The following is a 21,293-nucleotide window of genomic DNA, read 5'->3' on the forward strand; positions in this document are numbered from 1 at the left end:
CGGCCCTTGCCATTATCAGAACCTCTCAAATTCCTCGTCAAGCTTATCATGAACATTGTCGAGATCTAGGGCAATACCGGATAGCTTGCCATTGCCATTAGTGCCGCTTGTTTTTGCTGCATGCACATGAGCATGATTGGCCGGGAGCTGTGTCTTATACTGTTTTATTCCTCTATCCCTCTTTGCCTCTGTATTAGGTCTTACGGCAGTTCTCTTCATGCCGGTTTCTTCTACCCTGAAGAATGCTATGGTGTCCTGTAATAGCTCTGCCTGACTTGCAAGCTCCTCTGATGTGGATGCCATCTCTTCCGTGGCAGAAGCATTTTGTTGAATAACCTGATCGAGTTGCTGGATTGCCTTGTTTATCTGCTCCGCCCCGATATTCTGTTCGTTGCTTGCAGCGTTAATTTCACTGACAAGTTCCGCTGTTTTTTGTATATCGGGGACAATTTTCCCGAGCATAATGCCGGCTTTTTCTGCAACTTCAACGCTTGACGTAGAGAGTTTGCCTATTTCTCCTGCTGCTGTCTGGCTCCTTTCTGCAAGCTTCCTTACCTCTGTTGCAACCACTGCAAAACCTTTCCCGTGTTCACCTGCTCTGGCCGCTTCTATTGCTGCGTTGAGGGCCAAAAGGTTTGTCTGTCTGGCTATCTCTTCAATGATGTTGATTTTTGTGGCAATCTCCTTCATTGCAGCAACAGTCTCTGTAACGGCATTTCCACCGTCTCTGGCATCCTGTGCTGCTTTTACGGCTATTTTTTCCGTCTGCTGGGCATTATCCGCATTCTGTCTGATGTTGGATGTCATCTCCTCCATAGAGGAAGAAATCTCTTCAGCGGAGGCTGCCTGTTCTGTTGCGCCTTGCGACATCTGCTGGGAAGACGAACTCATCTGTTGGCTCGCTGATGTTACGTTTTCGGCAGAGGTTTTGACGTCGGCAACTATCGACTTCAATTTTTCAACCATATTCTTCATTCCGTTCAGCAACTGACCGGCTTCATCAGTTGTATCAGATTCAACAATAAGAGCCAGGTTTCCCTCGGAAAGCTCATTTGCTACTTCAACGGCCTTATTTAATGAACGCGTGATAATCTTTGAAACAAAGAAGGCAATGCACAGTATAATTGCCGCAATCAAAATGGTGGCAATGATGATCTGTATACGCATCTTTCCTATTTCAGCGCTCACATCGTCAATATAGATGCCGCTGCCTATAACCCATCCCCATTGGTTGAAGAGTTTCACATAAGAAAGTTTTGGCGACGGTTTGGTTTCATTGGGTTTCGGAAAGAAATAATCAACAAAACCCTCTCCTTTATCCTTGGCAACCTTAACAAATTCCTGAAAATATAATTTACCGTGAGAATCCTTCTCTCCAGACAAATCTTTGCCCTCCAATTCCTGTTTAATGGGGTGCATTAGCATCTTTGTATTGAGGTCATTAATCCAGAAATACTCGTTGTTTTTGTAACGGAGATTCTTAATAGTTGTCAACGCTCTTTTCTGGGCCTCATCCGGCTTTAACTCGCCCGATTTTACCTTTGCCTCCATTGAAGCGGTCAATGTATAGGCCACATCTACCACATTTTTTGTGGCATTTTTCTTCTCGTCCATCAATTTGTTCTCAACAAGGGGCAGTAAATAAAACATGATGCCCGATATGATCACCACCATGGTAAACACCGAAATCCCCATTATTTTTGTTGAAATCTTCCAGTTCTTAAAACTTTTCATAACAACCTCCTTTCGGAACACATGGTTCCGATGTATATCTGCTCTTCATAATGAAAGAGTAAAGACCGTATCAACCAAAGACAGCCTCCGCCATTTCTACATTCTTAGCTATTTTTGTCGCATCCAATATTAATGCTACTGTTCCGTCACCCAGAATAGTGGCGCCGGAAATACCTTCCACATTTCTATAGAACTTCCCCAGATTCTTAATTACCGTCTGGTGCTCTCCAATGACTTGGTCCACCACGAAACCCATTCTTTCACCATTCCTTCCGGTTACAACAATCTGCTCTATGGGAGGCCTTTCTCCCCGGATATTAAACTCGTTTCTCAGTCTGATATATGGAACCAGTTCACCGCGAATGCGAGCAATATTCCTTCCATAAGACTTTTTTACATCTTCGCCGGTTAATTCCACGCATTCTTCAACGATGGAAAGCGGAATGACAAAATTGCTTCTGCCGATGGCAACAAGAAGACCTTCAATGATTGCAAGGGTGAGAGGAAGAGTGAGGGTAACGGTGGTACCCTTGTCCTTCACGCTTGTGATACTGATTAAACCACGTAATGAATCTATGGCCTTTTGCACCACATCCATGCCTACACCTCTGCCGGAAACACTTGTCACCTCCCTGGCAGTAGAAAATCCGGGATGAAAAATAAAACCAAAAATGTCCTTTTCCGTGAGGTCCGCATTCTGGGCAACAAGCCCTTTTCCTTCAGCTTTTGCAAGGATTGCCTCTTTATCAAGGCCCTTCCCGTCGTCTTGAATCCGGATAATCACGTTTCCTCCCGAGTGAATTGCGGAGAGAAGTATCGTACCTGCTTTCGGCTTGCCCTTCGATACCCGCACATCAGGAGGCTCTATTCCGTGATCGATACTGTTCCTGATAAGATGGATAAGGGGATCGTTAAGTCTTTCGATAACAGTCTTGTCAAGTTCTGTCTCTGCGCCTTCTGTTACCAATTCTATCTCTTTACCAAGTTCGACGGATAAGTCTCTTACCAATCTCTTAAATCTCCCGAAGGTGGTTCCTATAGGCAACATACGTATATTCAAGGTATTATCCCGCAGTTCCACGGTCAGCCTCTCAACCTCTTCTGCAATAGCATTAAGTTCCGCGTTATGAAAAAAGGAGGTTGTTTGGGTTAAATGTGCCTGTACAGTAACAAGTTCTCCTACCAAATTGACGAGGGTATCCAGTTTCTCTGCGGGAACTCTGATACTTGTCTGTGCATCTTCCTTTGCCTTTGATTTGTCCCGCATCCTTCGGACATGTTCCTGCTCAACAAGAGCCGATGCCACTTTGTCCGGAACCACCAATCCCTTTTCGACAAGTATCTCGCCGAGGTATTTTTTTTGATTAAGGACTTCCTGGAGGTCCTCTTTTCTTAGGTCGCCCTTTTCGACAAGTATCTCGCCGATCTTTTTATAATCTTCCTCGTCCTCATTAATACTTTTGCAGTCAATAATATTTATTGTCAATTCGCAAGAGTCTTCTATAAAAATAAAAACATCCTTTATTGTATTTATCCCCTGATCGGTTGTAAGAATCATGTCCCAGGAGGTGTAACAGTATTCGGGATTTATTTCGTCCAGAGGGGGTATGTTATCTATTTGTGCAACAACCTTGCATTCTCCCAGAGAACGGAGATCATCTAGAAGGAGGAGAAGGTTTGTACCGGTAAAAAAAACATCCGTCGAGGGTTTAAAACGAATTCGGTATGTTGCACTTTCACAATTTATTTGGTGAAACGAAGCCCCTTCAACAGGAGGAGTCAGGTTAAATAGGGGGGGAAGCGCTTCTCCTCCTGAGGCAAACATTTTAAAGGCAGTAACTATCTCTGATGGGGTCAGTCCTTCAAGGGCTTCGTCAAGGGGGGTCTTATCGAGCATCGATTTGATGCGGTCTTTGGCTAGAAGGGTAAGATTGATGAGTTCCTTCGTAACGGGGATTTCTTTGGCTCTTACTTTGTCATAGACTGTTTCTATATCATGGGTGAAGGCTGCAATGTCATCAAAACCGAACATTGCACCGGACCCTTTGATGGTATGCATAATACGGAATACCTTTCCAATCAGTTCTCCATCATCCGGAGTTTCTTCAAGTTCCAGAAGAGATTCTTCGAGTTCCAGCAATTGCTCGTTTGTCTCTTCCTTATATGTTTCTGAGTATGTGTTTGTAATTGTCATCCCAATACCTTCTTTACCACAGCAACTAACTGTTCAGGCTTAAAAGGTTTTGTTATCCATCCTGTGGCACCGGCTTTTTTACCTTCAAGTTTTTTTGACTCCTGGGATTCTGTTGTAAGCAGGACAATAGGGATGAATTTGTATGCCTGGCTTGCCCTTATGCCTTTTACCAGCTCTATGCCGTCAAGATTCGGCATGTTGAGGTCTGTAATAACCATGTGAATGGGATTACCGTTAAGCTTGGATAAGGCATCCTTACCGTCCACTGCTTCAACAACCTCATAGCCTGCCCCCTTTAGGGTAAACGCCACCATCTGTCTGACACTTGCAGAATCATCTGCTGTTAATATCCGTTTACTCATTTTTCTTCCCCGTCAATAAACATCTTTCTTGTACATCTAACAGACAACCTTTCTGCCGCAGAAATCCCGAATCTCTTAACGCATCTTTGAAAATAATCGATGGGTTGTCGTCTATTTTTATAGATTGGTTGGAATTTATTGCCTTCTTGTGTGCCGAGCAAATGATTTGCAAACATGAAACGTCAGCGCCTATAATACCGGTAAGATTTAAAACAAGATTATCCGTATTTTTCATTGCATCGGCGAGGGCTGTTTTAAATAATTCCGCATTGGAGACCGTTAAATCTCCCGATAATGCAAGAACTTTGCTTTTCTCTTTGTCTTCTGTCCTGCTTTCAAACATTGCTAAATGCCTTTCTTTTTTTTAATATCTGAGAATCTACTTGCTTTTTCGGTTGGCGGAATTAAAAACAAAATAGGAATAGCACTGAATTTCTTGTAGGAAATAGCTGAATGTCTTGTAGGATAATTCCTACTTATCCCACAATGTTGTTTTCAACAACATAGCGAATAAGTTCGGAATTATTTTTGAGGTTCATTTTTTTCAGAATGCGGGCTCTGTATGTGCTGATGGTTTTTATGCTAAGAAAAAGCTCTGATGCAATCTCTTTCATCGACTTTCCTGAACCGATCATGCACATTACCTTATGCTCCCGTTCTGACAATATTTCATGGAGAAGCTTTTCCTTAGGATGTTCAACATCAAGTGCCAATTTTTCAGCTAATGACAGTGTAATGTATTTTCTCCCCTGGGATATACGTCTTATTGCTGTGATCAGTTCATCCGGGGCACTTTCCTTTGTCAGATAGCCTGATGCGCCTGCCTTAAGGACCCGCAATGCATAATGTTCTTCAGGATGAATGCTCAACATAAGGATATTGAGCCCCGGCTTTTTTTCTCTCAGTTCTTTTAAAACATCTAAACCGGTTTTTATGGGCATGGAAACATCCAGGATAATTACATCAAAATCATTTTTTAATGCCTTATTCAAAGCTTCCTGACCATTGCTTGCTGTATCGGCAACTTCCATATCCGGCACCTCTGCAACAATCTGTTTGAGTCCTTCCCTGACTATAGTATGGTCATCGGCAATAAGAATTTTAATCATTGCATATCCTTTACTGGGGCTATCGTCGCCCCCTCCACCAGCAAAGCTGTCGGAGCCTCCCCTTCTCGCTCACTGTTTGAGCTATTCAGCACTTTGACACCTTGCTTACCTGCTATCGTAGCCCCCTCCACCAGCAAAGCTCGACCTGCTGTGGTGGGTGCCCCGGCCTCCCCTTCTTGCTCACTACGTGAGTTAAGGGGTATCTTCACCCTCACCGTAGTTCCCTTTCCTCTGACGCCGTTTATTATGAATTCCCCGCCGAGAATAATTGCCCTTTCTCTCATGCCGAGAATGCCGAAGGAATGCAGATCAGTTTTTTCCTTATCTGAGATACCTTTTCCGTTGTCTTTTATCTCCAGAACTATATTGTTGCCCTCCCTTTCCAGGCGTACATTTAATTTTGTAGCCGATGCGTGGCGGGCAGCATTCGTTAACGATTCCTGAACAATGCGGTAGATTTGGGTGGAGCGTTCTCCATCAAAATCTATGTTGCTCCCTATCGTTATTTTGGCATCTACATCGGTCTGTGTTTTGAAATTATTGACAGTCCATTCCAGGGCAGGCAAAAGCCCGAAATCATCAAGGATAACAGGCCTTAATTCGGCAGAAACTTTTTGCACACTTTTAATTGCCTGTTTTATAAGTACGGACATGGCATCTGCCTTCTCGAAAAACAATGTATTTTCAATTTCCGAGAATATTCTTTTTTTTATCCAGGAAATATCCATGTTTAATTTTGTAAGTATCTGTCCCAGCTCATCATGTAATTCCCTTGCCACATCTTTTCGTTCTTTTTCCCTTGCTTTATTGATGTGGGTTGAAAGTATACGGAGCTGCTCATAAGATATTTTCAGTTCCTCCTCGGCCTTTTTTCTATCCGTAATATCATTTACAATCGCAATTCTACATAGCTTACCAGAGAATTCCAATGTGTGCCCTGAAATTTCAGCGTCAATGAGAGTCCCGTCTTTTTTGACATGTTTCCATGGCCCCTTTGTTTTACCAAGCTTAGGCTTGTTTAAATGTGAGAGGACAGATGAAACGTCTCCGGGGGGATGAAGTTCCGTGGCCTTCATATTTGTAAATTCTTCATAGGTGTACCCATAATGGATAATTGCGGCCTCATTGACATCAATAATTTCAAGGGTATTGAAATCAAAGACAAAAGCAGGCAAAGGATTATGATCAAACATCCGCCGGTATCGTATTTCGCTTTTTTTAAGGGCTACTTCCATGTTTTTACGATCTGTAATATCCTTCCACACATCATAAATAAAATCTTTACCGCCAATAGTGATGACTGTGAGGGAAACATCCGACCAGAATTCTTCGCCATTTATCTTTTTGTGCAACCATTCAAAACGGCTGCTCCCTTCTATCATGGTTCGGGCTATTAAGTTCCTTGCTTTTACAATGGATACTTCTCCGTCAGGCTGCATCTCAGGGGATGTCTGTTCAGGAGAAAGCCCTATAAGCTCCTCTTTGCTGGAGCACCCCATGATCCTGACAGCTGCTTCATTGCAATCTATGTATTTATAATGATGAAGTAAAACTACCGGGTCAAGAGATTTCTCAAAAAGCAGATGGAATTTATTCTCACTTTCTTTTAACAACTCTTCTGCGTGTTTTTTTTCGGAAATATCCTTAATCAGGACAACAAAATAATCAATAGAACCATCGTTTTTTTGAACAGAATTAACTGAAATTACAGTGTCGATAATGACACCGTCTTTTCTGACAAGATGTTTCTCCAACGTATAACCTGTAATTTCCCCTGAACAAATCCGGTTGTAATATTCATTTAATTCCTGTTCCAATTCTTCCTTTGGTGTAATGTATGCCCAGGTGATTTCGAGAAGTTCTTCCCGTGAATACCCTATCATTTCGCAGAAACAGTCATTTACTTCAATCCATTGCATATCAGGTGAAACAATAGCTATACCGATTAAAGGAAGGTTAAAAAAGGCGTGAAAACGATTTTTGCTGCTGCGTAAATCATTTATAAGTTGTTCCCTGGTTTTTTCTTCATATCCCATGGATTAAACCCCTGCTTATCCCATGAATTTTAAGTATTATATCGTTTCCTTTCCATTTTGTCATATTATTATACATATGTTTAATCGGTGAATTTGAAAATTCATTAATATTATAAAGCCAAGCAGAATAGTTTTGCCTGTTGGCTAAAGAACTTAAACGCCTTTTTTGAGTTGTATGTTCAGGTATAATTTATTGAACTGATTATAATTAGACATAATTGTCGAATTAACCTGCCGAGTTCGACAATTCATACCTTAAAAAATTGATCATATCTTGTTCACCATAAAATAACAACTATAATTACAGCTAATTACAATATTCCAGATTTTGGCACGGCTATTGCTTTTTAGAATGATATGTATCGAATAAAATTTTACAGGAGGTTTCAATGAAAAGATGGCATGTAGGTATAATGGTAGTGCTCTTTCTGGCACTTACCACAACAGTATTCGCCTTTGGACATAAAGGAGGATTTGGTCCTGGTGGATGTGGTGGTCAGGGTGCAGGGTTCGAAGGACCTATGGGTATGGGTATGGCAGCAAATCTGAATCTTTCAAAGGAACAGATTGAGAAGATGTGGCTGACTAAAGAAAAGTTCCATAACGACACACAAAAATTGCGGTATGAACTTTTTCAGAAGCGTATTGAACTGAAGAGCCTCTATGCTGACCCGAAGGCAGATGAAGCAACACTGCTTGCAAAGCAAAAGGAACTTAATACCCTCAGGCAGAGTATGCAGGACAAAATGACCCAGATGAGGCTTGAGCAGAGAAAGATCCTGACGCCGGAACAGATTAAAAAGTTGAGCGAGACTTCATATGGCCCCGGATTCGGTAGAAAAGGTGCAGGCCGTGGACCATGCGGACAGGGTGCAGAATTTGGCCCGGGCAGAAGCTAGAGATAGGCGCAAATGAATTAACGCTGAGTATGTTGAGTAAGTTGAGTACGGTCACCCCCCGAATAACCACCCCCCTACCTCTCAACTTACTTGACTACTCAACTAATAAGGAGGTAATAAATATGAAGACAAATATGTTGGTTATCTTAATACTTATAACAGGACTTTTAACATTTTCTTGTGCATCCAACGGTTATAATACCCAGAAAGGTGCGGCAATCGGAGCTGGACTTGGGGCAATAGCAGGTCAGATTATAGGCAACAATACTGCTGGTACGCTAATAGGCGCTGCCGGAGGAGCCCTTGCCGGTGCGATTGCAGGAAATGCAGTAGATCAGAATAATACTGACCAGCAGATAGCTGCTGCGCAAAGGCAGAACTCAACTTATGCATCTCCTGCAGGCATTGAAAATCCTCCGGGGCAGTGGGTTGAAATTCCGGGGCAGTGGGTTGGCGGAAAATGGGTTCCTACCCATAGAGCGTGGGTGCCTATAAATCCATGAAATTTTTAAGCGCCGTACTCCTGTTTTCTACTCTTCTTGCGTCTCCACTCTACGGCCAGCATTCATATTTTGACTTTGAGAAGGGTTTGAAGCTTTCAGAGGTTCAAAGGACTGCAGTGGAAGATATAAAGAGAAAATATATGGATGAATGGCGCGCATCAGGGAGAGAAGTTATTAAAAAAAGGTTGGAGCTGAGGGATTTGTACAGGAACCCCTCGCTCAACAGAGACAGGGTTGAGAAACTTCAGAACGAAATACTGGAAATAGAAATCTCACGTGAAAACCTGTACAATCAATACAAGGGAGAAATCTCACGCATATTAAATGAAGAACAGCGCGAAAAATATGATAGCTTCTGCGGTTCCGAGAGAAAAAGATCAATGCGTCCCCTGGGATTAAGAGGATATGGGAGATAAAAAGACATTCGTCTTTCCCTCCCTTCTGTTTGCTATACTCTTTTCCCTCATCACAATAACCGGATATTTTCAAATAAGAATCATAAAGAAAAATATCGAGGCCCTGCTCAAAAACGAAGGGGAGATCATTTTTAATCATCTTAAGAGGGAAATAGATATAAATCTTGAATACTTAAACCTCCTTGAAAAATCTCCATCAATCATTACGCCTAATTTTCTGAATATTATGGTTTATGACGAGGCGATAATTGACGATCTTTACAACTTTTTTAGAAATATAGAAAGCATGGATGTAGAAAAGATGCCTATTTCGAATATCATAGTGATAGACAGGGACGGCAAAACTATTACGAAAAAGGGATTGGTAAGGGTACCGATGTCTTATATCAGGACATTTCAATCAGGGGAAAAGGAAACCTTTGTTAAAACGCCGGGCAAAGGAGATAAATTTTTTACAATGGGCATTAAAACAAAAGGCAACGCAGTTTTCTTCAGTCTTGATGAAGATGAGCTTGATGCGCTAAGGAAAAAACTTACCTTAAAGGAAATTGTAGAAGCAGAGGAAAAGAGATTCAATATTGATGGTATTAATATATATGATGCAAAGGGAATTCCTTATATATCTTCCAATGGCAACAGGGAAGAGGCTTACGTTGTGTCTATGCCGCTGGATTCAAAATATCTTCCGAAGTTTATAGTTGAGATACTTGTGTCAAAAGGACTTGCCCGGGATATATTAAAAAGAACTACTATGAATTTTCTCTTTATCCTTGTGCTTTTGGCAATATCTGGTGCAGTAAGTACTTATGCAATATTTCTTCTGGAAAGGAGGCATGCTAAGAGGTTGCGTGAGTTTGAAAAAGAGCTTGAGATGAAAGAGAGACTTGTGTCGCTCGGTAAGCTTTCTTCAGGAATGGCGCATGAGATACGAAACCCGTTGAATGCTATGAGCATGTCAATACAAAGGCTAAAGAGGGAATTTACGCCTGCAAAAGAAAAAGAAGAAGAATATTATCAATTTATTGATATTATAAGAAACGAATTGTCGAGGATTGACAGGATCGTTGAAGAGTTTCTTCTTTCAACCAAATCCCATGCACCGTTTCTGCAGGAAAACCTTGATAATGTTATTGAGGAGGTAGTTGTCATTCTCAGGGAAAAGGCTGCTTCAAAGGGGATTGATATAATTATCAGCAAGGCAGACAATGACATAATGATTCAATCGCAAAAAGAAAGGCTTAAACAGGCTTTTTACAACATTGTTTTGAACGGGATTGAAGCAATAAATAACGGAGGATCCATTAAGATAACAACATCTGTCAAGGATGGGAATATAGATATAAGTATAAAGGACACTGGTGCAGGCATTAATGAAAAAGAGCTTCACAGGATATTCGAATATTATTATACTACGAAGGATAAGGGAATTGGATTAGGGTTACCCATTTCGTACATGATCATTAAAGATCACGGCGGTGATATAAGTGCCTTCAGCGAGCAAGGAAAAGGTACGACATTTGTCATAACCATGCCTATGAATCAACCGCCTGCAGAAGGGCAGAAAACAAGAGAATGAGAAGGCAAAAGACAATGAATCCGTTCATGGTTTACAGCCTGCAGCAAGAACAGGAGCAGCTGCTGCGAACTGGCATGTGTAAACCATTTTCCTGGGCTCTGAAGGGGGTAAAAATATGGATCGGGCAAATATATTAATTGTTGAGGACGAGGATACACAGAGATCGCTCCTTGGAGGTTTTTTAACAAAAGAAGGTTATTCAGTAAAGGAAGCCGGAGATGGGAAGACAGCAATCGAAAGGTTTAAGGAAGAAGTTCTTGATATTGCTTTGCTCGATTATAAACTGCCCGATACGGATGGCCTCTCTCTTCTCAAAGAGTTTAAAGAAATAAATCCTGAAGTGGAAATAATCATGATTACAGCCTTTGGAAGCATAGAAAATGCGGTGAATGCTTTGAAGGCAGGTGCTGCTGAATATTTAACAAAGCCCATAGATCTTGACGATCTGATTTTTAAGTTGAAAAAGATAGAAGAAAAGCGGCACTTAGTGCGTGAGAATATGGTGCTGAAGGAAACGCTGAGAGACAGGCTTAAAGCTGAAAACTTTATTTATTCCTGCGAAAAGATGCAAAATGTTGTAAGTCTTGTTGTAAGAATTGCAAAAACAGATTCTACCTGCCTTATTCGAGGTGAGAGCGGTGTGGGAAAAGAGGTTATCGTTAACCTTGTCCATGGTTTAAGCGAGAGGCTGAACCAGCCCCTCGTAAAAGTAAATTGTGCTGCAATACCCGACACTTTACTTGAGAGCGAGCTCTTCGGATACGAAAAAGGTGCATTTACAGGGGCTTATCAAAGAAAGGCGGGTAAATTTGAGCTGGCAAACAAAGGGACAATCTTTCTCGATGAAATAGGCGATATACCGCTTCTGCTCCAATCAAAATTGCTGAGGGCAATACAGGAAAGGGAGGTTGAACGGCTGGGCGGGCTGCGCCCTGTAGGGGTAGATGTGAGGATTATAACGGCAACCAATAAAAATCTTGAAGAAGAGGTTAAGAAGGGAGCCTTCAGGGAAGACCTTTTCTACAGATTGAATGTAGTTGCTATTGATATACCTCCTTTGAGGGAGAGAAAGGAGGACATCCCGCTTTTTCTCGATTTTTTCCTTAAAAAATATAATGACAGGCATAAGAAAACAATTAAGGGATTTACAAAAGAAGCAAGGGACACACTGATAAAATATGATTTTCCAGGTAATGTAAGAGAACTTGAGAATATAATCGAAAGGGCTGTCGTGCTTACAAGAGGCGAATATATATCAAAGGAGGATTTGCCGTCTCTGGCTGAAGGCGAACAGTCTGTTACGGAAGGAACTATCAGGGATGTGGTTGGGGCGACAGAAAGGAAGATGATAATGGAAGCCCTCACGAAAGCCGACTGGGTCCAGACAAGGGCTGCGTCAATTATAGGAATAAGTGAACGTATGCTTCGGTATAAGATAAAGAAGTATAATATTGCAAGATAAGTAAATAAAAAAATGATATACTTCGCCCATGAAAAAGGTAGTCTCATTCGACCTTGACGGAACTCTCGTCAGTGCCGGATTCGGGGATATGGTGTGGAATCATGGCATACCCGAATCTTATGCGAAAAAGTATTCAATACCCTTTGACGATGCAAGGACGCTAATTATGAAAGAATATGCGTCTGTCGGCGATTCCAGCATCCTCTGGTACAATATAGATTACTGGCTGAAGAGGTTTGACTTAAGTGTTACGGCAGACGAACTCCTGAAAAAGTATGAATCATTTATTGAGCCTATTACCGGCGCAGAAGAGGTTATCGAAAGATTAAAAGAAGAATACATACTTATCATAGCCTCTAATGCAGCCCGTATATTTGTTGAGAAAGAGCTTGAATATACAAACCTTGCCCGCTACTTCAGCCATAGCATTTCAGCAACGACAGATTATAATATGGTAAAAAAAGAAACGGCATTCTATGAAAAGATATGCAGTATGCTGAGTGTGTTGCCTGAAGAGATTATACATGTGGGAGACCATGAAATCTTTGATTTTCAAGTCCCATCAGACATGGGAATAGAGGCATACTACTTCAAAAATTATAAATCCGGGAAAGAGGGCCAGGGATCAGGAGAAAATAACGGAAGAGTTATTAACAGCCTGTTGGAGCTTCTGGATAAGTTATGAGAATATGTTTCAAGTGCAAAAAGCCGGTTACTATTGAAAAAATATCCTTCAGAGAAGAATGTCCGCAGTGCAGGTCAGATCTCCATGTTTGTCTGAACTGTATCTTCTATGATGAAGGCAAAGCCAACAAATGCAGGGAGCCTCAGGCAGATTACGTAAAAGAAAAAGACAGGGCAAATTATTGTGAATATTTCAGGTTTAAGGACGATCAGACAAAGAAATCAGACAAGGAAGAAGCCGAAAAGTTATGGGAAAATATCTTTAAAAAATCAGATAAATGAGTCTCTTTTAGTTATCAGGAATCCTTAACACTGCAAAAATCATTTTTTCTATTTTATCTATTTTAATGTCCAGTTCATGTGAATATTGAGAAAGGAATTTTGTTAGACTTCGTTTACTGAAATGTCGTAAGTGGGTCCTGTCGTTCCATGCTTTTTTGTTCGGGACTGCCACTAAAATATACGATCCGGGATTTAAAAGGTTGATAACCTTTTCCATCATCTTCTCCGGATTAATTACATGTTCAAGGGCATGAGAAATGATGGCCGATGAAAATTTCTTATTGAAATCAATCTGTTCGATGTTGCCGACTAAAAAACTAAGCCTTTCCTTGTATTCCGGAAAATTATCTGCAAGTTTGTTTGCCAGTTGTATTGCATATGGCGATATATCAATAGCCGTAATACTGTAACCCCTGGCGGCTATAATGATATCTATCTCACCGCTGCCGCATCCGACATCAAGAATTTCACTTTTTAAAAAACGGTCGTCCGATAAAAAATTTACAAGACCGCTGTCTTTCCAGAATTCAACTGTTAAAGCAGCAGGGAGCGCCTTCTCTCTATACTCGTACGACTGGTCATTAACTCGTATAAAATCTTCTATAGATATATCTTTTTTTACATAAATTCTTGGATCGTCATCGATTCTGCGTTTTTTTCTTACAAATAAGTTCAAATATTCACCAAATTTTATTTTCTCTAAAATGTATCAGATAAAAGTCTTTAAAAAATCAACTGTCTCTACATTAACATTAAACCATATAAACTATTACTTGCTGCTACCTCATTTTCGGTCTTGTAAATATTATCCTGTAGCGTTCCCTGTCCACATCAAAACAGGCTGTACAACCGCTTGTATCGCAGCTTTCGATGTCCATTTCTTCCTTGGGAGGCAATGGCTCAAGATGTACTTCAAACCCTATATCATTATACATTTCAGCCATTTCTGAAAGTCTTGGCTCGCAAGCAATGAATCTTTTTTCCCAACCGGCTGCTGCAAGCTCTTCTTCTCTTTTTATAATATTACCCTTTTATTTTAGATATAAAAAATTCAATTGTTTTAGACAATCCCTTTTCCAGTGATACCTTTGGTTGCCATTTAAGGTATTTCTTTGCCCTTGAGATATCCGGGCATCTTCTCCTCGGGTCATCTTCCGGCAATTTTTCGAAAATTATATCTGATTTCGAACCGGACATCCCGATTATTTTCTTTGCTGCTGACAGTATTGTAACTTCCTGAGCATTACCAAGATTTACAGGCCCGGGAAATCCGGAAAGGTATGATTTTGTGTAATCCCTTCCCCTCTCATGCTCCCCGGTCTCACAGTCCATCATACGGATCATACCTTCAATCATGTCATCAACATAACAAAAAGACCGTGTCTGAACCCCCTCTCCGTAAACGGTGATCGGATTGTTATTAAGTGCCTCGATGATAAAATTACTTATCACGCGGCCGTCATCCGGCCTCATGCGTGGTCCGTAAGTATTGAAAATACGTACAACCTTAATATCCACCTTATTTTGTCTCAAATAATCGAAAAAGAGCGTCTCTGCCACACGTTTGCCTTCATCGTAGCAGCTTCTTCTGCCGATGGGGTTAACATTCCCCCAGTATTCTTCCTTCTGCGGATGGATTTCAGGATCGCCGTATATCTCACTTGTAGATGCTTGCATTACACGTGCCCTTACCCTCTTTGCAAGGCCGAGTACGTTGAGAGCACCAAGGACATTCACTTTCGTTGTTTTGACAGGATTATACTGGTAATGGATAGGGCTTGCAGGACAGGCAAGATTGAATATCCATTCAACCTCAAGGTGGATAGGCTGAGTGATGTCGTGTCTGATAAGTTCAAACCGGGGATGACCAAAAAGGTGTGAGATATTTTCTTTAGCACCGGTAAAATAATTATCGAGGCATAAAACCTCATGCCCGTCTTTAATAAGCCTGTCGCACAGGTGAGAACCGATGAAACCTGCTCCGCCGGTGACAAGCACCTTTTTAGGGGAATTATATGTGCAATAATTATACATTTTAATTCCTCCAGTCTTTAATATTCAGCCCTGTTCGATCCTTAGACGACCGGTCTTCCAATACAAACATAGCTAAAACCCATTTTTGCCATTGTTTTCGGATTATACTGGTTTCTTCCGTCAAACACAACAGGAGCTTTCATGAGGAGCTTCATCCTTTCAAAGTCCGGTTCTCTGAAGGAAAGCCATTCTGTGACAAGGATCAGGGCATCTGCACCTTCAAGTGCTTCATATTGATTTTTTGCAAAACCGGCATCCGGATTTCCTTCAAAATACCGTGATGCAACCTCCATTGCCTTGGGATCGAAAAGCTTACAAAATGCCCCTTCTTTTGTAAGAGTGTTTATTATATAAATCGAAGGAGCTTCCCTCATGTCATCTGTGTTGGGTTTAAATGCAAGCCCCCATACGGCAAACCTTTTGCCTTTTACATTGCCGCCGTAAAATGCCATGACCTTATCTGTAAAGGAAACTCTTTGATGGTCGTTGACATGCATTACCTCCTTTAATATGGAGGGCTCGTATTCATGGTCCTGCGATGTTTTTATGAGTGCCCTCACATCTTTCGGGAAGCATGAACCGCCAAACCCCACGCCGGGAAACAAGAACTTCGGCCCGATACGCGAGTCACTACCCATACCCCTCATGACCATCATTACATCAGCGCCAAGCTTTTCGCATATTCCTGCAATCTGATTCATAAAAGATATTCTTGCTGCGAGCATCGAATTGGCAGCATACTTTGTCATCTCACTTGACTTTACATCCATGGCAAGAAACGGAGCCCCTGTTCTTGTAAAAGGTGCATAGAGCTCCCGCAAAATCTCTTCCACCCTGCTGTGTTCCACGCCAGCAACTACCCTTTCCGGTTTCATACAATCATCTACTGCCACGCCTTCTTTTAAGAACTCGGGATTTGAGGCAATATCAAATGGCACATCAACTCCACGTTTCCTCAACTCTTCTGTTATCACATTCTTAACTTTTTCGCATGTCCCTACGGGTACTGTTGATTTCACTACAACTATTCTGTATTTTTCAATTGCCTTACCGATGCTGGCTGCAACATCCATCACATACTGTAAGTCTGCAGAGCCATCTTCGTCCTGAGGTGTATTAACACAGATAAACATAATTAAGCCGTGATCGACTGCCTTTTTTATATCTGTTGTAAAGCTTAGCCTTCCTTCCTTGATATTATTTTTTACTATTTCTTCAAGTTGGGGTTCATAAATGGGTATGATCCCCTGGCATAGCTTATCTATCTTCTTGCTGTCAATGTCCAAACATATAACATCATTGCCTGTTTCTGCAAAACAAGCACCTGTTACAAGACCAACATATCCTACACCAATAACAGAAATATGCATGAAACCTCCTGCTTTTTCTTTACTTTTACCCTGCAATATTCATTAAAGTCAACAGGAAATACAGAAGATTAGGATTTAAGGTAACAGGCTTGTTGCCGCTCTCCCACATCTGTCTTCTGTATTTTATTTGCATTGCCATTGGTATTATGTTAAAAAGTATACATGAAAGTGGGCTCGACTCGCTTTTTTAATTTTTGGGACAATGGTATCCGAAAGGAAAACAATAGACAATATCGAACGTATTTTAATGCCTATCCTCGAAGAGGACTGCTTAGAGCTTATTGACATCGAGTTTCGACCATCAGGAAAAAGATGGCTGCTGAGAATATACATTGAAAAAGATGGTGGAGTAACAATTTCGGACTGTGAAAAAGTTAATCGGGAGCTTGGCAGAACCCTTGATATAGAAGATATTATCGAACATCAGTATACGCTCGAAGTTTCCTCGCCCGGACTTACGCGACCACTAAAAAATATTAGTGATTTTAAGAGATATATTGGAAAACAATGCAGAATAATAACCATGAAACCATTGCAGGAAAGAAATGAGTTCTCTGGTGAAATTATCCGTATAACTGAAGATGAGGTCGAGATCAGGGGAAAAATTGGTATATTTACAATCCCAATATGTGATATAAAAAAGGCACATTTGGATTTCGGGATTTAAGGAGTAACTATGTATTTTGATTTAAATTATGTTATTGAACAGGTGGGAAAAGAAAAGGGTATATCTAAAGAGACGCTCATCGCAACACTTGAAGAGGCAATCCTTTCAGCATCAAAGAAAAAATTTGGCAACCACCTTGATCTGGAAGCGCGTTACAATGAAGAACTTGGAGAGATAGAAGTATTTCAGTTCAAAACAGTTGTTGAGGAAATAAATGATCCGGATTCAGAGATACCTATCGAAAATGCAAAGATCCATGATCCTGATTGCATGGTAGGAGACAGTATAGGCATAAAAATGAACACATCTTCCCTTGGAAGGATTGCAGCACAGACAGCAAAACAGGTAATTCTGCAAAAAGTAAGAAATGCAGAGAGCGATGTGATTTATAACGAATATAAAAACAAAAAGGGCGAAATAGTAACGGGTGTGATACAAAGAGTAGAAAAAAATCTTTATATTGTTAATTTAGGAAAAACAGAAGCCCTCCTTCCGATTAAAGAAACTATCCCGGGTGAGAATTACCATCAAAGGGATAGGATTAAAGCATGTATTATTGATACGGAAAAGGATCAAAAGGGTTGCAAAATCCTTATGTCAAGAACACACCCTGATTTTCTTAAGAAGCTCTTTGAGCTGGAAGTGCCGGAGATTCAGGAAGGAATTATAAAAATTATAAGCGCTGCAAGAGAACCCGGAGAAAGGGCAAAAATATCAGTATACAGTGAAGATTCTGATGTTGACCCGATAGGAGCCTGTGTTGGCGTGAAAGGTTCAAGGGTGCAGGCAGTAGTTCAGGAACTAAGAGGCGAAAAAATAGATATAATACCATGGACAAAAGATGTTGCAAAATTTGTTTGCAACACCCTTGCCCCTGCGCGTGTATCAAAGGTATATATCAATGAAGAAGAACACTCAATGGAGATTATTGTTAATGATGACCAGCTTTCCCTTGCAATAGGGAAAAAAGGCCAGAACGTCAGGCTTGCTTCAAAACTAACAGGTTGGAAAATAGATATAAGCAGCGAATCAGAGGTAGAAAAAACATCTCAGAGAATAATAGACGAGCTTATGGAGGACTTGGAGGTCAGTGAAATACTTGCAAGAGTCTTGCATGATGAATATCTAAGAGATATGCGGGATATAGCCAAGCTAACGCCGGAAGAATTAAATAAAATAACGAGCATTTCTGTTGAGGATTGTACGCGGATTATTAATAAAGCAAAATCACTAATGAATCTCGCGGGAACTAAAAGTAAAGAAAGCGTTTAAAGATAAATAAAATTCACGGTTTACGGCAAGGTCTTTTGTTATTACTGTTGACCGTGAACCCTGAACAATCAAGGACTTAGGTAATTATATGGCGAAGATAAAATTGACAACCCTTACCGATAAGATGAGCGATGATGAAATACTGACTAAACTGAAAAACATCGGGGTTAGAGTTAAAGAGAAGGATAAGGACAAAGACAAAGAAGAAGTTATTCAGGAAAAGAAAGACGATAAATCAACAGTTCCAGGCGGAACAGTAATAGAGAAAAGAATCGCTTCAGCAATCATAAGGAGAAGGGTTCAACCACCTCCCACCCCTCCTGTGGAAGCAGAAAAAATAGAGACACCAAAAGAAAAAACAAAACCATTAGAAAAAGCACCAGTAAAATTAATTAAAGAAAAGGAAGAAAAAGCGCCGGATATTACCGATAAATTGATATTGAAGCCAAAGAAGCCAAAGGAAACTGAAGAGGCAGCTTTAAGTAAAAAATCATCATCACCATCTGAAGTTGTTATGGTAGAGGTTGAAAAAGAAGAAGTTGCTGAGGAGTTTCAGGAAGAAAAACTGAAGGGCGATATAGAAGTTATTGCCGAAGAAAAAAAGAAAGAGATTACAAAGGTACTGGAAGAGGCATATAAACATGACCTTGAAAAGGATGTTACTCTTGGCGATAAGGAAAAGGAAGAAGAGGAACGGAAAAAGAAAAAAACAGAAAGACTTCTGAAAAAGCTTGAAGAACAGGAACTTGAAGAACAAAAACTAAAAAAGAAAAGTCCCCTTAAAAGAAAGGTAATCATAAAAGAAGAAGATCTCTATTCTTTCAGAAGACAAAAAGGAAAGCCCGCGATCTTCAGAAAAGACAGGCGTGAAAGGGGTGCTGAAAGAAAGGCGGAAGAGGAAAAACGACTTGAGATAAAACCGGCAAAAAAGACTATAAAAATCGGTGATGGAATTCAGGTTGATATGCTGGCAAAGAAACTGGGTGTAAAAGCCCAGGAAATTATTACAAAGCTGCTGGCCCTTGGGGTGATGGCGACGATCAACCAGACTGTCGATTTTGATACTGCATATCTTATAGCAACAGAGTTAGGTTTTGAGACGGAAAGATCCCTTTCAATAGAAGATGAGTTTATAGCAAAGGAAGAAGATGAAAAGGGAAGTATTGAAAATCTGAAGCCCAGGCCGCCTGTGGTAACTATAATGGGCCATGTCGATCACGGTAAAACCCTGCTTCTCGATACAATACGTCACACAAAAGTGGCTGAAGGAGAAGCTGGTGGTATTACTCAACATATAGGAGCATATGTCGCTGATGTAAATGGGAAAGCAATTGCTTTTGTAGATACCCCCGGGCATGAAGCTTTTACAGCTATGAGGGCAAGGGGGGCCAGAGTTACCGATATCGTGATTCTTGTTGTAGCTGCTGATGATGGTGTAATGCCTCAGACAATCGAGGCGATGAATCATGCAAAAGCTGCAAATGTTCCCATAATTGTTGCAATTAATAAAATAGACAAACAGAATGCAAACCCGGATAAAGTTGTAAAGGACCTTGCTGATTTTGGCCTTTTACCCGAAGAATGGGGAGGTACGACATTATTTGCAAAGATATCTGCAAAAAAGAAAGAGGGCATAAAGGAACTTCTTGAATTGATTGTTCTCCAGGCAGAGATGCTTGAATTAAAGGCAAACCCTGATAAGGCGGCCAAAGGTATTATTATTGAGTCTGAACTTGATAAAGGCCATGGCCCTGTTGGAACTGTTATTATCCAGGAGGGAACTCTTAAAATTCAGGATCCTTTTATTGCAGGAAGTATGTTCGGAAGAGTGCGGGCAATGTTCGACGATAAGGGGCGCAGGATACAGAAAGCACCTCCTTCCACCCCGGTACTGGTAGTGGGTTTTCATGATGTTCCTCATGCCGGTGACAGGTTTATTGTTACCACAGAGGAAGGCTATGCAAGGGAGCTTTCAAAATTCAGACAGGAAAAGCTGAAAGAACAAGGAGCTTTGAAGAATTCAAGAACAACCCTGGAAGAGCTTTATACTAAAATGGGCGAATCTGAAAAAACAGTTTTGAATTTAATAGTCAAAGGTGATGTAAGAGGAACGATAGATGCAATTATTGAAACGCTGGATAAAATGTCCAACAAGCTTGTAGAAATTCAAGTCATACACAGCGGTGTTGGTGCGATTACTGAAACGGATATAAACCTTGCCATGGCATCAGGGGCAATTGTTATAGGATTTAACACAAAACCGGTGGGAAAAGCGCAATCATTAGCCGAGCATGAGAAGATAGAGATCAGGACATATTCCATAATATATGACATGATCGATGACCTGAAAAAGGCCATGGAAGGAATGCTGGCGCCGAAAATTGTAGAAACAAATATTGGAAAAGCAGAAGTAAGAAAAGTATTTAGTGTTTCAAAACTTGGCACAATAGCCGGTTGCTATATGGTTGAAGGAAAGGCTACCAGGAATGCTTTTGTGAAGGTTTTGAGAAATAATAACACCCTGTTTACAGGTAAGCTGGCATCTCTCAAAAGATTCAAGGACGATGCAAAAGAAGTTTTGACAGGGTATGAATGTGGCATTTCAGTAGAAAATTTCAACGACATTCAGGAAGGAGACACCCTCGTTCTTTTCATAGAGGAGAAGGAAAAACAAACTCTTGATGGTTAAAGAA

Annotated in this window: 20 protein-coding genes; 10 read left to right on the plus strand and 10 right to left on the minus strand. The window is 40.8% G+C overall.

All coding sequences use genetic code 11. The features are described from left to right. Nucleotides 1–15: 15 nt before the first annotated feature. The 6 genes from NT010_01940 to NT010_01965 all read right to left on the minus strand — a co-directional run bounded on the left by NT010_01940 (nucleotide 16) and on the right by NT010_01965 (nucleotide 7,435). A complete protein-coding gene (locus NT010_01940) occupies nucleotides 16–1,734 on the minus strand; it encodes a methyl-accepting chemotaxis protein (protein MCX5804817.1) in 1,719 nt (572 codons plus the stop codon). A 70-nt stretch (nucleotides 1,735–1,804) separates the two neighbouring features. Then, complete coding sequence (locus tag NT010_01945) at nucleotides 1,805–3,928, minus strand: chemotaxis protein CheA (protein MCX5804818.1); 2,124 nt, start codon at nucleotides 3,926–3,928, stop codon at nucleotides 1,805–1,807. After that, nucleotides 3,925–4,290, minus strand: a complete 366-nt coding sequence (locus tag NT010_01950) for a response regulator (GenBank protein ID MCX5804819.1) — start codon at nucleotides 4,288–4,290, stop codon at nucleotides 3,925–3,927. The genes NT010_01945 and NT010_01950 overlap by 4 nt, the downstream gene beginning before the upstream one ends. After that, on the minus strand, nucleotides 4,283–4,633 hold the full coding sequence (locus NT010_01955; protein ID MCX5804820.1) for an STAS domain-containing protein: 351 nt from the start codon (nucleotides 4,631–4,633) through the stop codon (nucleotides 4,283–4,285). The genes NT010_01950 and NT010_01955 overlap by 8 nt, the downstream gene beginning before the upstream one ends. A gap of 133 nt (nucleotides 4,634–4,766) precedes the next feature. Next, a complete protein-coding gene (locus tag NT010_01960) occupies nucleotides 4,767–5,399 on the minus strand; it encodes a response regulator transcription factor (protein ID MCX5804821.1) in 633 nt (210 codons plus the stop codon). Continuing rightward, on the minus strand, nucleotides 5,396–7,435 hold the full coding sequence (locus NT010_01965) for a PAS domain S-box protein (GenBank protein ID MCX5804822.1): 2,040 nt from the start codon (nucleotides 7,433–7,435) through the stop codon (nucleotides 5,396–5,398). The genes NT010_01960 and NT010_01965 overlap by 4 nt, the downstream gene beginning before the upstream one ends. A 389-nt stretch (nucleotides 7,436–7,824) precedes the next feature. Here NT010_01965 and NT010_01970 point away from each other — a divergent pair, with 389 nt between their 5' ends. The 7 genes from NT010_01970 (at nucleotide 7,825) to NT010_02000 (ending at nucleotide 13,257) form a co-directional block, all read left to right on the plus strand. Next, nucleotides 7,825–8,334 carry a Spy/CpxP family protein refolding chaperone gene (locus tag NT010_01970; protein MCX5804823.1) on the plus strand — a complete coding sequence of 170 codons (510 nt, stop codon included), beginning with the start codon at nucleotides 7,825–7,827 and terminating at the stop codon, nucleotides 8,332–8,334. 122 nt (nucleotides 8,335–8,456) lie between these two features. Next, on the plus strand, nucleotides 8,457–8,837 hold the full coding sequence (locus NT010_01975; protein MCX5804824.1) for a glycine zipper domain-containing protein: 381 nt from the start codon (nucleotides 8,457–8,459) through the stop codon (nucleotides 8,835–8,837). Then, the gene (locus tag NT010_01980; protein ID MCX5804825.1) at nucleotides 8,834–9,253 is read left to right on the plus strand and encodes a Spy/CpxP family protein refolding chaperone; all 420 of its coding nucleotides are present in this window, start codon (nucleotides 8,834–8,836) and stop codon (nucleotides 9,251–9,253) included. The genes NT010_01975 and NT010_01980 overlap by 4 nt, the downstream gene beginning before the upstream one ends. Then, a complete protein-coding gene (locus NT010_01985) occupies nucleotides 9,243–10,829 on the plus strand; it encodes an ATP-binding protein (GenBank protein ID MCX5804826.1) in 1,587 nt (528 codons plus the stop codon). The genes NT010_01980 and NT010_01985 overlap by 11 nt, the downstream gene beginning before the upstream one ends. A 115-nt stretch (nucleotides 10,830–10,944) precedes the next feature. Beyond that, nucleotides 10,945–12,291, plus strand: coding sequence for a sigma-54 dependent transcriptional regulator (locus NT010_01990; GenBank protein MCX5804827.1), 1,347 nt, complete (start codon nucleotides 10,945–10,947; stop codon nucleotides 12,289–12,291). Nucleotides 12,292–12,319: 28 nt separating this feature from the next. After that, entirely contained in the window at nucleotides 12,320–12,976 is a 657-nt protein-coding gene (locus NT010_01995; protein MCX5804828.1) for an HAD family hydrolase, read from the plus strand. Continuing rightward, nucleotides 12,973–13,257: a hypothetical protein gene (locus NT010_02000; GenBank protein MCX5804829.1), complete on the plus strand. Its 285-nt coding sequence runs from the start codon at nucleotides 12,973–12,975 to the stop codon at nucleotides 13,255–13,257. Before NT010_01995 ends, NT010_02000 begins: the two co-directional genes overlap by 4 nt. A 7-nt stretch (nucleotides 13,258–13,264) precedes the next feature. Here NT010_02000 and NT010_02005 read toward each other — a convergent pair whose 3' ends face one another. From NT010_02005 to NT010_02020, 4 genes are all read right to left on the minus strand, one after another. Beyond that, nucleotides 13,265–13,933 (minus strand): class I SAM-dependent methyltransferase, encoded by a 669-nt coding sequence (locus tag NT010_02005; protein MCX5804830.1) that lies wholly within the window; start codon nucleotides 13,931–13,933, stop codon nucleotides 13,265–13,267. A 103-nt stretch (nucleotides 13,934–14,036) separates the two neighbouring features. After that, nucleotides 14,037–14,201: a hypothetical protein gene (locus NT010_02010; protein MCX5804831.1), complete on the minus strand. Its 165-nt coding sequence runs from the start codon at nucleotides 14,199–14,201 to the stop codon at nucleotides 14,037–14,039. A gap of 79 nt (nucleotides 14,202–14,280) precedes the next feature. Next, the gene (locus tag NT010_02015) at nucleotides 14,281–15,291 is read right to left on the minus strand and encodes an SDR family oxidoreductase (GenBank protein ID MCX5804832.1); all 1,011 of its coding nucleotides are present in this window, start codon (nucleotides 15,289–15,291) and stop codon (nucleotides 14,281–14,283) included. 41 nt (nucleotides 15,292–15,332) lie between these two features. Beyond that, nucleotides 15,333–16,661 carry a UDP-glucose/GDP-mannose dehydrogenase family protein gene (locus tag NT010_02020; GenBank protein ID MCX5804833.1) on the minus strand — a complete coding sequence of 443 codons (1,329 nt, stop codon included), beginning with the start codon at nucleotides 16,659–16,661 and terminating at the stop codon, nucleotides 15,333–15,335. A 247-nt stretch (nucleotides 16,662–16,908) separates the two neighbouring features. On the opposite strand from NT010_02020, the gene NT010_02025 reads away from it, so the two are divergent. The 3 genes from NT010_02025 (at nucleotide 16,909) to infB (ending at nucleotide 21,289) form a co-directional block, all read left to right on the plus strand. Further along, nucleotides 16,909–17,328 (plus strand): ribosome maturation factor RimP, encoded by a 420-nt coding sequence (locus NT010_02025; GenBank protein MCX5804834.1) that lies wholly within the window; start codon nucleotides 16,909–16,911, stop codon nucleotides 17,326–17,328. A 9-nt stretch (nucleotides 17,329–17,337) separates the two neighbouring features. Next, nucleotides 17,338–18,600, plus strand: a complete 1,263-nt coding sequence (gene nusA / locus NT010_02030) for a transcription termination factor NusA (protein ID MCX5804835.1) — start codon at nucleotides 17,338–17,340, stop codon at nucleotides 18,598–18,600. An 88-nt stretch (nucleotides 18,601–18,688) separates the two neighbouring features. Next, nucleotides 18,689–21,289: a translation initiation factor IF-2 gene (infB, locus tag NT010_02035; protein ID MCX5804836.1), complete on the plus strand. Its 2,601-nt coding sequence runs from the start codon at nucleotides 18,689–18,691 to the stop codon at nucleotides 21,287–21,289. Nucleotides 21,290–21,293: the final 4 nt, after the last annotated feature.

This window comes from Pseudomonadota bacterium (assembly GCA_026388275.1).
Lineage (GTDB): Bacteria > Desulfobacterota > Syntrophorhabdia > Syntrophorhabdales > Syntrophorhabdaceae > JAPLKB01.